Raw genomic sequence first — 13,920 nt, forward strand, 5'->3', positions numbered from 1 at the left:
GTTATGGCAATTTTCGGTTAAATCCGACTCGACATCAATCGGTCGGTCCTCAATAAGAATCCTTTTTTAAGCGTATCCCGAAAAATACCTTCTTAAGGGTAGAGAAACTACAATCGGCAAGGGATTGAAGGGCGATCTAGGTAGTCCCAATTTTGTATCAACCATTCACGGTGGCCCCACTATATCCCTAGTATTCAGTGGGGCGTATCAAAAGCAGGTTATTAATCCTATTTCCATACCTCTATCCACACCGTTTTTCTAACCGTGAATACTACTGTTGTTGAGTGTAACTCTATTGGACTAATCTCGTAGGGACCATAGCAGAACTAAGCCTATGAGTTACGTGCCCAGTCTCGTTTTTGAAATTTAATTGATCGCTTAACTCACGAGTATGGGAGCGAGTCTTGTGGGAACATAGGAAAAGTCAATACCATAAATTTAAAATAACAACCAAAAACCATGAAACAGACCGTCTTCGTTCTTATTCTATTTCAAATCTGCAGCCGAATGTACGCACAAACTGTAGGGTTTAGTATAGCAACAAGTGATGCACAGGAACAGGCAAATGTTCCTAAAACGTTTTTTGTGGAGGTATCCGCTGCTGCCTTACCCGCAGTAGGCAATACGTTTACGGTGACCATAACGGATTTACATACAGGCTCCGCAAGTGCTCTAGACTATACGATCACCTCGCCTGCTAATTTGGTTTTTACCTCCTCGTCTCAGCTCACTCAGGCCGTCCTGATTACGATTAAGCCAGATGCGGACCTTGAACCCGACGAAACAATTAAGCTAGGTCTCACAGTAGTAGGTGGTGCTACGGCTGGCGTCGCTACGCACACAGTAACAATTAAAGATGCCAGTCAGCTAACCAGTTTAATTCCCCGTTTTTTGTTATCGGTGGGTACCAATTTTGACTACTTGGATCAGACCATTACTCTAAAGAGCCTAAATTTTGGGGCTAATGCTTTTTTGCCCCAACTAAATGGTCGATTTGGATTGACATTTGGGTTTAATCAAAATCGAAGCTTTTCCTTTCAATCGGACTCGGCAGGTAACCTGAATGCCAATGTACCCGTTGGGCTAAATTACTTAAAATATACTACGGATAGACCGATTGGGAAAGACTCGGTATGGGCAGTACGGCAGTATCGGCAAGTGCTTAATAATTCACAAATTGATAATACAAGTGCATATTTAGGATTTACGTATTTATGGAAGAAGGTATCGAATGATAACTTTAAAGTGTACTGGCAAGGTCGAGGTGAGGTATTGCGACGTAAGATTACAACCGAATATAAAGTCAATATTTTAGAACAGGATACGCTGAAGATACCTGCTCGCCAATACACAACCTCACCCTTGTCTTCGGCTAAAGGGATACAGCAGACCTCATTAGACGGGTATTTTGGAGCTGGTCTATACGCTATCTACAAAAATGACGATTTTTGGATACGGGGCCAGGTATTAGTGGGGTATACAGGCCACAGCTTAGAGTTTCTCCAGGGAGCACCGGGCAGTTCCAAAGTATACTATTATTGTGAAGGGAGTATTACCGAGAACAAGGTATTAGGGCTAACCTTTGGCGTTGAAGTACGTGGGTACATGCCTAATTATGCACCAACTGTTGGGGTAACGTTATCAAAAGTCTTCACTTTAAATAAACTCACTGATTTTATTAAAGCACCTGGTGGTTGATCTCTCTCTTTTATGGAAGCTACTAATTAGCTGCTGTTACTGAAAGGTGTATATAAGGCTGACAAGCCGAGATTATACACGGGGGAATTGCATACGCTCCTGGAAAAACTAATGGTAGTAGTAGGGAGATCGTAACCGGATGTTGTTGGCTTGACCGTATCCGGTCGCTAATTCGCTACTGTTTTGCGGGTCTACCCATGCCGGAGCTTTATCTATTCTACATTTCTGTCAGGGTCTATCTGAAGTGCAATCGATTAAACCCAGTTCGGTTCATCAACTAAAGAATGGACCGTAGGCGTATCGATTGAGTATCTTAATTCACCTCTAATACTCAATTCTCCACCCATGAAACGCCTTGCCTACATATTCATGTTAATGGCTATGCTCACCAGTTGCTCCGTTCAAAAATGGATTGATGGCAAGTTTGGGCGCGGTTCAGCCAGCAAAGCGACGATCGATACGGCCGTTTACGACTTGGGTCGAAGCGCTATGGCTGGAATTAATCATGACGTGCCTGCTATCACTTATCAGCTCATAAAGAGCTTGAAAAATGCCGCTGACACACTTGATCCACTTGATCCATTGACCCGAAAAATTAAACGTCAGATTGATAGCTTAGGTCACTTGACCAACACGCAGGTTGACAGCATCGCCGAAACCGTTATTGCGAAAGTGGTGAAGTTGAAAGGAGAAATAAAAGATGATCAATTAAAGCAATTTTTTCTGGATGCCATTACTAAAGCTGGCACAACCCTTGACAGGAAAACCCGTAATCTGCTTGCCAATATGATCGGAAGCGCCGTGGACCGGCTGAATACTGATGATACGCGCCAGAAATTAGCATCGGTGCGAGACAGTTTACTCAACCCGGCAACGCAGCATAAGCTCCAAGAAACTGTTCGCTTGTCTCTTCAGCCCACTATAGATACATTGACCAACCGGATTGCGCGGATTGTTCATGAGGATTTACCGACGGTGCAAAAATACGCTACCCAATTTTTAATTGCTTTAGGACTTATTATGAGTGCCATTATTGCACTGGTATGGTACCAACGGCGCCGGTATCTGCGACTGGTACAAGTGTTAACCAATCAGATCCACCAGATACCGCAGAAATCTGAATACGACCGAGTAGTCGGTCATATTCAGCGACAGGCACAGTTGGAAAATTTAGAACCGCTGCTGCGAGATGTGCTAAAAGATCAGGGAATTAATTAAATTAGTTTTGTTCTGTACACCCTCAACTCGACTATAGTCAATGACATACCGTAAACAATCAGAAATTACTAAGAGTCCGGAACGCACGGGTAGGGATTACTTGGATTCATCCCGCTGGGAGGTCTATAATCATTATAAAACAGAGCTTACCAAAACGAAAGAACCTAATAAGCCCGGCCATTTCATCACGGATTTTCTAGCCAAGTCATTTTGGCCCTGGCTCATTCATTACGTAAAAAGCCGCTTTGGGAGAAAATACCCCTATCCTTCTTATCCACCAGGCGAAACGGGCATTTATAATGTCGTTCCGAAACAGTCAGTTAGTATTGCCATAACCAGTGACTGGGCAACTGATACGCCTGATTCATTTGCGATTGCCCGAAAAATGAGGGAGCATGATCCTGATTATACTATTCATGTGGGCGATACCTACTATGTAGGTGCACCCTCCGAAATTCGCAGTAACTTCACCGTAGACGGTGCTCCTTGGGTACGGGGAAATGCAGGAAGTTTCGCCGTTTTGGGGAACCATGAGATGTACGCGCGTGGCACAGCATTTTTTACAAGTTTGCTGCCTACGCTGGGAGTTCGCGATGCGAACGGCATATATCTGGGTCAGTATGCGGGATATTTTTGTCTGCAAAATGAAAACTGGCGTATACTGGGACTGGATACAGGATATCATTCATCGGGGACGCCTATCGTTGAATTTATTCCTGGATTTGGTCCTGATTGTCGGCTCGACCAATCACAGTTGGATTGGTTGACCAATGTTGTACGGTTGGACGATCCTTCTGATAAACGGGGCCTGATGATTCTTACGCACCATCAACCTATTACGGCCTTTGCGAAAGAAACCGAATACCCTCGACCCCACCAGCAGTTAACCAGTATTTTAGGGTCTGAAAAATCAGTTATCTGGCTATGGGGGCACGAGCACAAGTTGGCTTTTTACGAAAAATTGCAGTTAGACAAGGGGCTAACTATCCACGGTCGATGTATCGGGAATGGTGGAACGCCGGTTGATACCAGTGATTACGGTAAAAACTTTAAGCTTGGTCCGCAAAAAAAAGGGTTTCCCTATTTGATTGCTGCCGATAGACGTACCCAAAAAACTCTTGAAAACACACCATTAGGATTCAATGCGTATGCAGTTGTCGATCTCAATGGCGCTGATTTGTCGATTGGCTACTGTGACAACATATCGCCCATTGTAACCGAATTATGGCGAGTTGATCCACAAACGGGCACCATTAGTGGTACGATTAAGGGACAACCGGCGAACAATCTGACTTTTTATAACCAGAAAACCTGGGACGATATCGTGTCCTAGTACTAATTTTCAGTTGTATTGTCCGGATATTATTCGGACGTTTTTCTGAACGATGGTCGGGTAGGAGGGAAGGGGATAAAAACGGCTCTTTTTGCGTTCAATAATCCCGTTCAGTTTAGTCGTTCAGCGTTTTGAACCTTTATACCGTTTACTTGGACGATTTTGGCTACCAGATTACATAAGCTACGGGATCCCTATTAATCAATCTCCCCCTTTGAGTAAAGCCATCAGTTTAACGCCTGCTTCAGCTAGAGAGGAGTCATTATTGAGCACATACAGGTGGGGATGCTCAACGGGTGGAAGTTGCTGATTATGGGCGATACGCGCGTCAATTTCTTGGGCCGTTTCCCGACCTCGTTCCACTAAGCGTTGGCGTATAGCATCTGAATTTACTTCTAGTAAGATGACCCGCATTTGCGGATACCGCTGACTGGCTTGGGGTAAGTACTCCCGTGATCCGTTGATCACGACGTGAGCGCCTGCCTGTAGCCAGGCGTCAATTTCAACCCCAATCCCATAAGCAAACTGATGACTTTGCCAACTTAGGGCGAACAAACCCAATTGCTGTCGTTGGTCAAACTCAGCTTGCGTCAAAGCAATATGATTCTCTCCTTCCTCTTGGCTGGGTCGAGTGATATATCGATGACTAAATACAATGTTTTCTGAACCTGTCAAGTGCTCACGAGCATACGCCAGCAACGCATCTTTGCCCGCTCCAGAGGGGCCAATCAGACAAAACAACGTGGTTTGACTCATAGAAAGGTCCTGTATAGGTAAGTTATTTATGTTGTTCGACGGCCTGTAAAATCGCTAACTCCACGCGCCAACTCTCGGGGAAATCTCGCCGAACGATAGCCGACATATATAAGTGTTGGCTAGGATAATGGAAATCAAACTTTTCAAAGCCTTTTTGATGGCGGGAGAACCATTGTCCAAACAAGCGGCTTCTGACCCGCTCCTGATCATTTTCGGTACTACACACGTATAGCAACACCGCTTTTGGAAAGGAGGCAAAGAATACCTGTAATGCCTGAATGACGGTAGGCTCAATACGAGGATCTTTTCGGTCAAAGGAGCCAGATCCGGCTACTGGTAGGATGGAGAATGAATAAACCGAATCCGCAAAAGGGGTGTCAGGCAGATAATCGGAATCGGATGTAAAGTCTAAATGGTAAACAGCCCCTCGTTCGGTTGTAAAAGCAAAGCCTGTTTCAGTCTCGCTTAGCGGGTAAGGAGAAGGGTTTGACGAACTTAATGCCGACGGGTTTTCTAGACTCATCGCCACTTTGATAATAGGCCTCTAACTGCTTTTTGTCTTGCATCAGCTTCTGAGCCAGATCCACCAGACGTTTTGTTTTGGTTGCCATAGCAATTCCCCCTGTTTATGTAGTCTATGGGCACTTCAGATTCTTTGTAATTACTTTTCAGTATCGTAACGACCCAGCAAAGAAACGCAAATTTTGCGTATTTAGTTGACCTGTTATGTAGACGCTTAGTAACTCCTCGATGGGTGGCACTTATTAACGAGGACAAGTTGACTATAAATCAAGCTTCCTTAAGCAAGCGCCGACAGATAATGGCAGCAACATCAGCGTCACGCTTTAGCAACAGTAATGGACTTTTACCCGTAAGCTTTCCGACTTCAATCCCTTGCTTATGAGCAATCACCCTGCTAATGGTATGGAGCTTAATTGAAGTAGTTTTGAGCCGACCCACGATTAGGATACGTTTATTGGTCAAATACAACTGGCCAACATCAATTTGCGTCAATAACTCAAACCGGGTTTGGTTAGTTGGTGAATTGGCATGAAGATCAATTTTCTCACACTTTATGGACTCATTTGGGTTTTGTACCGATCCGCTGGTGCGAGAAATTGAATAGTCAGTTTTCCTTAAAACGACCCAAATTGCAGTTAGTATACTATAATCACCAAAAATGAAATCATTTTTTATTTATTCGATTCTTTTACTGGCTGCTCTGCAGGCTTCAGCACAGGCAAAACAGGAAATATTTTTTGCTGATGTAACTATCTATACGGAGGCAGGAAAGTATTACCTAACCGGCTCAAGAGGGGGGAGCGAAGGGCCGCAGGGATTTGCCTTGCTAGAGTCAAAGGACCTCAAAACATGGGTAGTGCCAGCGCAAGCAAACGATTCGCTGGGTATGATCCTCACTAAAGGCGACCATACGTTCGGCACCAAGGGCTTCTGGGCACCCCAAATTTTCAACGATAAGGGTGCCTATTACCTTACCTATACCGCCGATGAACAAACCGTATTAGCTAAGTCAACATCGTTATTGGGGCCCTACCAACAAAAAGAAGTTGGGCCTATTGATGGCTCTGAAAAAAATATAGATTCCTATATTTTCAAGGATACCAATGGTAAATACTACCTCTATTGTGTACGCTTTAACAAAGGCAATTATTTGTATGTAGCCGAATTTGACCTGAAAACCGGAACCATAAACCCCCAAACCTTGAAACGATGTTTTGACCAGACAGAGCCTTGGGAGGCAACGCCTAATTATCAATCAGCACCTATCATGGAAGGCCCTACCGTGATTAAATTGAATAATAAATATTACCTGTTTTATTCGGCCAACCATTTTCAGAACATCGATTATGCGATTGGCTATGCCGTGGCCGATTCGCCCTACGGGCCTTGGGTAAAATATAAAAATAATCCGATCATTCATCGATCGATCGTTGGCGAAAACGGATCAGGCCATGGTGACTTGTTTGAAGGAACCGACAAGCAATTGTATTACGTATACCACATTCACAACTCATCCGACAAAGTAAGCCCCCGCCGGACACGTATTGTACCGGTCGTCAAACAATGGGATAAAAAAGTCAATGTTTATCAATTTAGTGTAAAAGGAGATCAGGTAATTGTACCGTTAATGGCCAAAAAATAACGCGTGTTGTTCAAGAGATGGAAGCTCTATAAGTTAGCTGAAGCCTCTCAAACCCATTTTACTTGCTACCTAGCATTAGGGTTTTAGAAATGGCGCAATCGTGTTGCATCAACAATTGTCTCTTTTTCAGAACGTCCGTTCGTAAAATGCCATAAGACCCTATATTTGATAATTCAGGCCGTGGAACATCTGTTTTCTACGTGATATAGGTTATAGTATGCACTACATCTGTTACTACCGAGTATCCACTAAATCACAGGGCCGCTCCGGGCTTGGCCTGGGGGATCAGCGGTCTATCGTGAATCGGTATCTCCGGGATGATGATAAACTGCTTCAGGAATTTACGGAAGTAGAGTCCGGAAGGAAGGGGGATCGGCCAAAGCTCCAGGAAGATATTCGAGCCTGTCAGCGACTAGGGGCAAAGCTACTGATTGCAAAGCTCGACCGGTTAAGCCGGAACGTGGCCTTTGTGATGACACTACGGGATTCAGGCGTTGATTTCATAGCTTGTGATCTGCCCGATGCCAATACTCTTACCGTAGGCATGATGGTTACGTTTGCTCAGTATGAAGCCGAACGTACTTCCGAACGCACCCGTGCAGCCCTAGCGCAAAAGAAGGCACAAGGTTTCAAGTTAGGTAAGCCTGAAAACCTGACCTTAAAGGCTATTCAGAAGGGAGAAGCTATACGGGTTGATAACGCGGCCACTCATAAGGCCAATGTCCAAGCTACCGAGCTGGCTACGCTTTACCGAAGTAAAGGAATGACCTATGCTGAGATTGCCGATAAGCTGAACCAGACCCATTATCAAACTAGGCGTAATAAGCAGTTTGAAGGGAAAGCAGTGTTCCGGCTGCTGAAAAAAATAAAATAAATCTAGTAACACATAACGTTATGTGTTACGTTCGTTGTTATGATTCAGAGTTTCAAGCATAAAGGATTACGGTTATTCTTTGAACAGGATGATGCTTCCAAGTTACAACCGCATCATGTTGAGAAGATCCGACGTATCCTGTACCGACTAGATGAAGCTAAAACCATTGATGATATGAATGTGGTGGGCTGGGCATTGCATCAACTCTCCGGTACATTGAAAGGGTTCTGGTCAGTGAAGGTAAACGGTAATTACCGCATCATTTTCCGTTTTGAAGAAGGTGATGCCTATGACGTTGACTATGTAGATTATCATTAAAAAGGAGAAACAACCATGAAAAGAGGAATGAGGCCACCACATCCAGGCTCGATGATAAAAGACATTCTGGAAGGAATAAAAGAGGAAACGGGCGATGCTTTGACTATCCGTCAGGTTGCTAAAGGGTTAGGCACGACCCCGAAAACGCTGTCAAATATATTAAATGAGCATCAAGGAATTAGCTCAGAAATGGCTATCAGGCTTTCAGAAGCCTTTGGTAGTAACCCTGACTTTTGGCTAAAGTTGCAGCGTGATTTTGAACTCTGGCATGCTGAGAAAAAAGTGAATCGTTCTAACATTGAACATTTTTGGCCGGTAGCTAAACATGGCTTACAACCAGCATAACCCAATCGTGTAAGCTTTACAGTCTGGCTTGAACAGGGTGTGGTTATGCTAGACCAGAACTTAACCGGATGATAACCAGTGCAAAGAAATAGAACGTTAGAAAGTAAGATCCTTGCCCGAGTGATTCGCAAGAAGTCTATGATCCTACTGCGGGAAGATTTCTTGGATCTGGGCGGGTATGACCAGGTGGGCAGGGCATTGAAACTCCTAATCTTCAAAGGAAAGATAGTTAGGCTAGGTTACGGCCTTTATTGCAAAACTAAAATATCATCTCTGACAGGGGAAACCGTACTAGCAGCCCCATTAACAACAGTAGCCAAAGAAGCATTAAGCCGATTAGGTGTACAGGTTATTCCTTCTAATGCAGAGATCGCTTACAATGCGGGTCGATCAACCCAAGTTCCAACTGGCCGCTTACTTGGTGTAAAGGTTAGATTTAGCCGTAAGATCGGCTACAATGGAGGTTATATTCACTATGAATATATTACACCCGAAAAAGAAAGAGAAAGACTTTTTAGCAGTTTATTTGGAAGCTGGGAAAGTGAAGAAACTGGCGATGAATTGGTTAAACTAATTTATTCCGCTCGTTCTAGTAGTATAAAGAATATAGAATTATAAAATCTTCGGCATAAGAGTTCTGTTAACGCATCGGATAGCGATTTATAAACGTATGACGCTGGTAGTAGATTTGTAAAACGGAAATTTTGCCGTTTCGTACAAAACACGGTCGCCATTGTGGTCATTTACATTGTATCTGGCTAGCTCAAGGCTTCTTACGATAAGAGCAGATTATGCAACAACTACAGCCTACTACTACCTTAAAGTATTCGTAACAAATACTTTATTAAGCAGTTACATGGCCGAATATTTCTTCGGTTTGAGGCCCATATGCTCCTCGAACACTCTTGAGAAATGACTCAGGTTAGTAAATCCAAGTTGATAACCTACCTCTGAAATAGACCGCTTCTCCGTTGTCAACAAACGGGCCGCTTCTTTCATCCTGAATGATTGATAATAACTGAATATACTGTTGCCGAAAATTTGCTTGAATAAACGTTTCAGTTTGGTTGGACTCATGTGAGCACTACTGGCTAATTCAGTAATCACCGGTGGTGTATCCAGCCGGTTAAGCAGTTGCTCTTTTACTCGGTAAATAGTTTGTAGATCATGAGTATTTAACGCATAAAGCTGTTTTTCAGCCCGCTTTTCCAATGCCATTAACAAGCGGCAAATCAATTCTTCTGCCTTTATCCGCATAAAAAACAGTTCAAACGGTTCACCAACCGACTCGTTCACCATTTCATCGACAATGGTTTGTAAAGACGGAAAGATTATTTCTTCAAATAACAAGGGCTGCGTATTGGCTAACAGGCTTTGCAACACCGGCGATTTTTCAGACAAGTCAACGAGTCCCTTCAGGTAACTGGCATCCACCTCAATATTAATCGTCTCCGTATTGGTATGAATCGGAATAACGGCGTCGGTATTCATACGGCTGGTCGCAATTAAAACGGAAGGTATTTCCTTGCCCCTTGATACGGTGTTGGGTTTAGGGATCACGTTCTGAAACTTAAAAAGGATCATTCTCGCCGTAGCATTGACATCCGGGTTGTCAACCTCCCATTTTTCCCTGAGTTCATAATTTAGGATCAGCAGGCGGATATGTTCATTAAACACAAATCCGGCACAATAACCCCTACCGAATCTTTCGGGGATTTCTATCCGTTGGTTATTGACTTCTGTCCCTAATAGATAAGCAAGATTGATTAGGACCTTCGGAACGGTTGCTTGTTTGTCGCTATCCATATAAAGTCTTTTACGACTGTTTTTTGGTCAAATATAGCTATTTTACCTTTAAAAGACCCGTTAATTTTGCATTGAAATCAAACTGAGCAAAATCATGGTAGTGAACAAGAAGCAAGTAGCCATCATTGGGGCTGGTCCGGGAGGGTTAACCTTAGCCAAGCTTTTACAGATCAAGGAGGCAAACGTAACCGTGTATGAAAGGGATCTTAATAAAGATTCTCGTGTGCAGGGTTCACCCCTCGATATGCACGAAGAATCTGGATGGGCGGCTTTGCGCCAGGCAAATTTGATAGACGAGTTTAAAAACAATGTCCGTCAAGGTGCCGATAAAAAGGTCATCGTAAATGAACAGGCAGAAATCATTTTCAGTGACCATGAAACCAAACTCAGTGGAGGTCTGGGCAATGAATCTGCTCGTCCTGAAATAGATCGCGGTGCATTGAGGAAAATCTTTTTGGCGTCTTTACAACCAGAAACCGTTGTGTGGGACAGTCATTTTATATCAATGGAAGGCCAAAATGAAGGCTGGATGTTACACTTTAAAAACGGCTCATCGGCTTACGCCGATCTGGTAATTGCCGCGGATGGAGCTAATTCTAAAATCCGTCCATACGTCACCAACATCAAAGCTTTTTACTCTGGATTTACCATGGTCGAAGTCAATGTTGACGATGCCGCAAAAGCAACACCTCATATATATGCCCTGCTGAATGGCGGAAAGATTATGGCTTTCGGAAATGGAAAAAACATATTGGGTGGTCAGAAAGGCATTGGCGGTCTGGGGTTTTACGCAAGCTTTAAACCCGATGCTAGTTGGGCAACAAACAGTGGTTTAGATTTTTCCGATAGATCGCAAGTGCTGGGCTGGTTTAAGAAAGAATACAGCGGATGGAACAGTATCTGGTATGAACTGTTCGAGAATGCCGCAATGCCTGTTATTCCGCGCCCGATCTATTGCATGCCTTTAGATCAAACCTGGGAAACCCTGCCTAACGTAACATTGCTTGGTGATGCCGCGCACGTAATGCCTCCTTTTGCAGGAGAAGGCGCGAACACATCTATGTTTGACGCTTTGGAATTGAGCGACTGTTTAACGTCTGATCAATACAACACATTGCCCGAAGCCATTGCTGATTACGAAGTACGTATGCGCAAAAGAGCTGCACTGGCGGCAAAACAGTCGCTTGAAAATGGCGAGCGGATGCATTCAGCCGGTGCGCTCGAAAAAATGCTGGCTGTTTTTGGCGCAAAATAATTTATCCAGCAAAATGAAATCGAAAAAACAACTGTGGATCGTCATAGGCATCGTCGCGCTGAACTCCATCGGTATGTCAATCGTGCTGCCGCTTTTACCGTTTATAGTCGGCAAATACCTTCTTGATTCACAAGTAGTTGTGGGCATGAGTGCGCTCATGTCAGTATTTGCTGGCTGTACCTTCTTTGCCGCTCCCGCATTGGGCGCATTGAGCGATCATTACGGGCGCAAAATTATCCTCCTGGTCAGCCTGCTGGGTTCTGTTGTCGGCTATGTATTGTTTGGGATTGGTGGAGCGCTCTGGATACTTTTTCTTGGCCGCATCATTGACGGCCTTACTGCTGGTAATATCAGTACCCTGTTTGCTTATATATCCGACACCACTGAACCCAATGAGCGGGTGAAATGGTTCGGTTATCTTGGCTCAGCCATGAGCATCGGAAAACTGGGCGGGCCTGCTTTAGGGGGTCTGTTAGGCAGCGTCGCTATTTCGCTCCCTTTCTACGTCACTGCGGGATTGATATTATTGTCAGGTCTGGGGGTATATTTCCTGCTACCGGAATCGTTGGCACCCGAAAAACGGACCCGGCAGCTAACGCTACAAAGCTTTAACGCTTTCTCCCACATGAAGGATATATTTGGCCTTCGAGCGATTACCTTACTACTTATTACAGGTATCTGTTTTTACGCTGGCCTGGGTGTTTTTCAATTCAACTTTATTATTTTTCTAAAAGACGTTTATAACTGGGGACCTGCATTTATTGGCACGATACTAACGCTTGTCGGCGTTTGCGATATTGCGACACGGATATTGCTATTGCCTTGGCTCCTGAAGCGTTTTAGTGAAAAAAGTATCGGGATAGCCGGATTGATTTGTTTGGCAACCGGCCTGGCGTTGGTTGTAGCTAGTGCCATACAACCATCCGTGATGACGGTTTCTGTAACATTGAGCTTCATTATTTCAGGAGCCGGTCTTTTTGAGCCTACCTACAATGGAAAGCTATCACATTCCGTCGATCAAAGCAGTCAGGGCAAACTTCAGGGCGTCAACCAAAGCTTGCAGTCGGCCAATAACGTGCTTGTCCCGCTCTGTGCCGCTGCCATCTATATCTACAGCCCCGGTGTGCTGTACGCCATCGCAGCGCTAATTGTACTGGTAGCCGCTGTGCTGTATGCCTGCAAAGCTCAAACTAAATAAAAAACATCACCAATGCTAATTCAAATGATTGTGATGATAATGGCGCAAGCTTTGATTGCTACGTCTAACGACTGGCTTGTAAAACATTGAAACACAAAGGTTATTAAAGAAAAGATTACGGTTACAAACCTGCAACGGTCGTTCCTGGTTTGTAACCCCTACCTATTACCGCCAAATCCAGTTAGCGCTGGATCGGCTAACAAGTGTTTTAGATTTGCATACTCCTCCCGTTCTAAAAGGTCAATCGTTCCTCCAGTGGCTAAACGAATTCGATCCCGGCATTTACTGATCCGAGATAGCAGCGGCTGAATGATCGTGTTGCTGTGATTGATGAAATCATAAAGGTCTCCCTCACAGGAGGGAATTTTGTAGCCTTTGGTGCTACTGGCAATGATGACACCGGCATCCCGGAGCGGAGCAATCACTCGCGTTTGAAAGTAGTGCAGGCTGGGCAAACTGCCGCGCCGTTCCTCAATGTGCGCTATTAATTCCCGGCTCGAGATGTAACGAGCGGGATCAACATGGCGGAAGTGAAACAACAAATAGTTTAAGCAGGTAACCTGGTCAATTTCTTGAGGGGAACGACTAGCCAGTTTACGATGCAAAAAGTCTTGGCCTAGGCCCACACACAGTTCAGCTAAACCAGCATTGTAATTGGCTTGATCGGGCACGCCCTGAGCCACCACGGGGGCAAATACGTCTGGCCAATATTTTAGAGTAAGTAATTTAGGTTTTAATAATTGTACGAAGCTCGCTCGTTCGGATGATAGAACTGTTTCATCATAACACCGGGCTACGGTACCCGCTACAAAATCAGCCGTCTGGACGAGCAAACTAGCTTGGCTATTGACAAAGCGAAAACTAGCCTGGTTAAATAGGGTGGGTACGTGCCCATTATAAATGTACTGGGTAAAGCCTTGCATGAAACTCTCATCGCCGTGTCGATCCGCCACTA

The 13,920-nt window shown here is 44.4% G+C and carries 14 protein-coding genes; 10 read left to right on the forward strand and 4 right to left on the reverse strand.

Going from position 1 to position 13,920, the window contains the following annotated elements; genetic code table 11:
• The first annotated feature begins 507 nt into the window (after positions 1–507).
• The 3 genes from CWM47_RS32345 (at position 508) to CWM47_RS32355 (ending at position 4,249) form a co-directional block, all read left to right on the forward strand.
• Complete coding sequence (locus tag CWM47_RS32345; RefSeq protein WP_157816120.1) at positions 508–1,698, forward strand: hypothetical protein; 1,191 nt, start codon at positions 508–510, stop codon at positions 1,696–1,698.
• A 345-nt stretch (positions 1,699–2,043) separates the two neighbouring features.
• Entirely contained in the window at positions 2,044–2,916 is an 873-nt protein-coding gene (locus CWM47_RS32350) for a hypothetical protein (protein ID WP_100992677.1), read from the forward strand.
• A gap of 40 nt (positions 2,917–2,956) precedes the next feature.
• Positions 2,957–4,249 carry a metallophosphoesterase family protein gene (locus CWM47_RS32355; protein ID WP_100992678.1) on the forward strand — a complete coding sequence of 431 codons (1,293 nt, stop codon included), beginning with the start codon at positions 2,957–2,959 and terminating at the stop codon, positions 4,247–4,249.
• A 201-nt stretch (positions 4,250–4,450) separates the two neighbouring features.
• On the opposite strand, the gene phnN is transcribed toward CWM47_RS32355, so the two are convergent.
• A complete protein-coding gene (gene phnN, locus CWM47_RS32360; protein WP_100992679.1) occupies positions 4,451–5,005 on the reverse strand; it encodes a phosphonate metabolism protein/1,5-bisphosphokinase (PRPP-forming) PhnN in 555 nt (184 codons plus the stop codon).
• Positions 5,006–5,027: 22 nt separating this feature from the next.
• On the reverse strand, positions 5,028–5,528 hold the full coding sequence (locus CWM47_RS32365; RefSeq protein ID WP_100992680.1) for a DUF6169 family protein: 501 nt from the start codon (positions 5,526–5,528) through the stop codon (positions 5,028–5,030).
• A gap of 657 nt (positions 5,529–6,185) precedes the next feature.
• On the opposite strand from CWM47_RS32365, the gene CWM47_RS32375 reads away from it, so the two are divergent.
• The 5 genes from CWM47_RS32375 to CWM47_RS32395 all read left to right on the forward strand — a co-directional run bounded on the left by CWM47_RS32375 (position 6,186) and on the right by CWM47_RS32395 (position 9,324).
• Positions 6,186–7,169 (forward strand): glycoside hydrolase family 43 protein, encoded by a 984-nt coding sequence (locus CWM47_RS32375; protein WP_100992682.1) that lies wholly within the window; start codon positions 6,186–6,188, stop codon positions 7,167–7,169.
• Between the two features lie 217 nt (positions 7,170–7,386).
• Positions 7,387–8,043 carry a recombinase family protein gene (locus tag CWM47_RS32380; protein WP_100992683.1) on the forward strand — a complete coding sequence of 219 codons (657 nt, stop codon included), beginning with the start codon at positions 7,387–7,389 and terminating at the stop codon, positions 8,041–8,043.
• Between the two features lie 39 nt (positions 8,044–8,082).
• Positions 8,083–8,361, forward strand: a complete 279-nt coding sequence (locus tag CWM47_RS32385; protein WP_100992684.1) for a type II toxin-antitoxin system RelE/ParE family toxin — start codon at positions 8,083–8,085, stop codon at positions 8,359–8,361.
• Between the two features lie 27 nt (positions 8,362–8,388).
• On the forward strand, positions 8,389–8,706 hold the full coding sequence (locus tag CWM47_RS32390; RefSeq protein WP_317046741.1) for a HigA family addiction module antitoxin: 318 nt from the start codon (positions 8,389–8,391) through the stop codon (positions 8,704–8,706).
• A 120-nt stretch (positions 8,707–8,826) separates the two neighbouring features.
• Positions 8,827–9,324 (forward strand): DUF6088 family protein, encoded by a 498-nt coding sequence (locus CWM47_RS32395; RefSeq protein WP_206170564.1) that lies wholly within the window; start codon positions 8,827–8,829, stop codon positions 9,322–9,324.
• Between the two features lie 234 nt (positions 9,325–9,558).
• On the opposite strand, the gene CWM47_RS32400 is transcribed toward CWM47_RS32395, so the two are convergent.
• Complete coding sequence (locus tag CWM47_RS32400) at positions 9,559–10,512, reverse strand: helix-turn-helix domain-containing protein (protein WP_100992686.1); 954 nt, start codon at positions 10,510–10,512, stop codon at positions 9,559–9,561.
• A gap of 94 nt (positions 10,513–10,606) precedes the next feature.
• Here CWM47_RS32400 and CWM47_RS32405 point away from each other — a divergent pair, with 94 nt between their 5' ends.
• Together CWM47_RS32405 and CWM47_RS32410 are read left to right on the forward strand one after the other, a co-directional pair.
• Positions 10,607–11,767 (forward strand): FAD-dependent oxidoreductase, encoded by a 1,161-nt coding sequence (locus CWM47_RS32405; RefSeq protein WP_100992687.1) that lies wholly within the window; start codon positions 10,607–10,609, stop codon positions 11,765–11,767.
• A gap of 13 nt (positions 11,768–11,780) precedes the next feature.
• On the forward strand, positions 11,781–12,965 hold the full coding sequence (locus CWM47_RS32410; protein WP_100992688.1) for an MFS transporter: 1,185 nt from the start codon (positions 11,781–11,783) through the stop codon (positions 12,963–12,965).
• Positions 12,966–13,123: 158 nt separating this feature from the next.
• Here CWM47_RS32410 and CWM47_RS32415 read toward each other — a convergent pair whose 3' ends face one another.
• Positions 13,124–13,888: a DUF3800 domain-containing protein gene (locus CWM47_RS32415; RefSeq protein ID WP_206170565.1), complete on the reverse strand. Its 765-nt coding sequence runs from the start codon at positions 13,886–13,888 to the stop codon at positions 13,124–13,126.
• Positions 13,889–13,920 lie beyond the last annotated feature (32 nt).

Origin of the sequence: Spirosoma pollinicola (assembly GCF_002831565.1) — a bacterium.
Classification (GTDB): Bacteria; Bacteroidota; Bacteroidia; order Cytophagales; family Spirosomataceae; genus Spirosoma; species Spirosoma pollinicola.

Excerpts from the sequence above, each read along its gene's own strand:
- CWM47_RS32345 (WP_157816120.1), top strand. The coding sequence starts at position 508 with ATGTACGCACAAACTGTAGGGTTTAGTATAGCAACAAGTGATGCACAG.
- CWM47_RS32350 (WP_100992677.1), top strand. The coding sequence starts at position 2,044 with ATGAAACGCCTTGCCTACATATTCATGTTAATGGCTATGCTCACCAGT.
- CWM47_RS32355 (WP_100992678.1), top strand. The coding sequence starts at position 2,957 with ATGACATACCGTAAACAATCAGAAATTACTAAGAGTCCGGAACGCACG.
- phnN (WP_100992679.1), bottom strand. The coding sequence starts at position 5,005 with ATGAGTCAAACCACGTTGTTTTGTCTGATTGGCCCCTCTGGAGCGGGC.
- CWM47_RS32365 (WP_100992680.1), bottom strand. The coding sequence starts at position 5,528 with ATGAGTCTAGAAAACCCGTCGGCATTAAGTTCGTCAAACCCTTCTCCT.
- CWM47_RS32375 (WP_100992682.1), top strand. The coding sequence starts at position 6,186 with ATGAAATCATTTTTTATTTATTCGATTCTTTTACTGGCTGCTCTGCAG.
- CWM47_RS32380 (WP_100992683.1), top strand. The coding sequence starts at position 7,387 with ATGCACTACATCTGTTACTACCGAGTATCCACTAAATCACAGGGCCGC.
- CWM47_RS32385 (WP_100992684.1), top strand. The coding sequence starts at position 8,083 with ATGATTCAGAGTTTCAAGCATAAAGGATTACGGTTATTCTTTGAACAG.
- CWM47_RS32390 (WP_317046741.1), top strand. The coding sequence starts at position 8,389 with ATGAGGCCACCACATCCAGGCTCGATGATAAAAGACATTCTGGAAGGA.
- CWM47_RS32400 (WP_100992686.1), bottom strand. The coding sequence starts at position 10,512 with ATGGATAGCGACAAACAAGCAACCGTTCCGAAGGTCCTAATCAATCTT.
- CWM47_RS32405 (WP_100992687.1), top strand. The coding sequence starts at position 10,607 with ATGGTAGTGAACAAGAAGCAAGTAGCCATCATTGGGGCTGGTCCGGGA.
- CWM47_RS32410 (WP_100992688.1), top strand. The coding sequence starts at position 11,781 with ATGAAATCGAAAAAACAACTGTGGATCGTCATAGGCATCGTCGCGCTG.
- CWM47_RS32415 (WP_206170565.1), bottom strand. The coding sequence starts at position 13,888 with ATGCAAGGCTTTACCCAGTACATTTATAATGGGCACGTACCCACCCTA.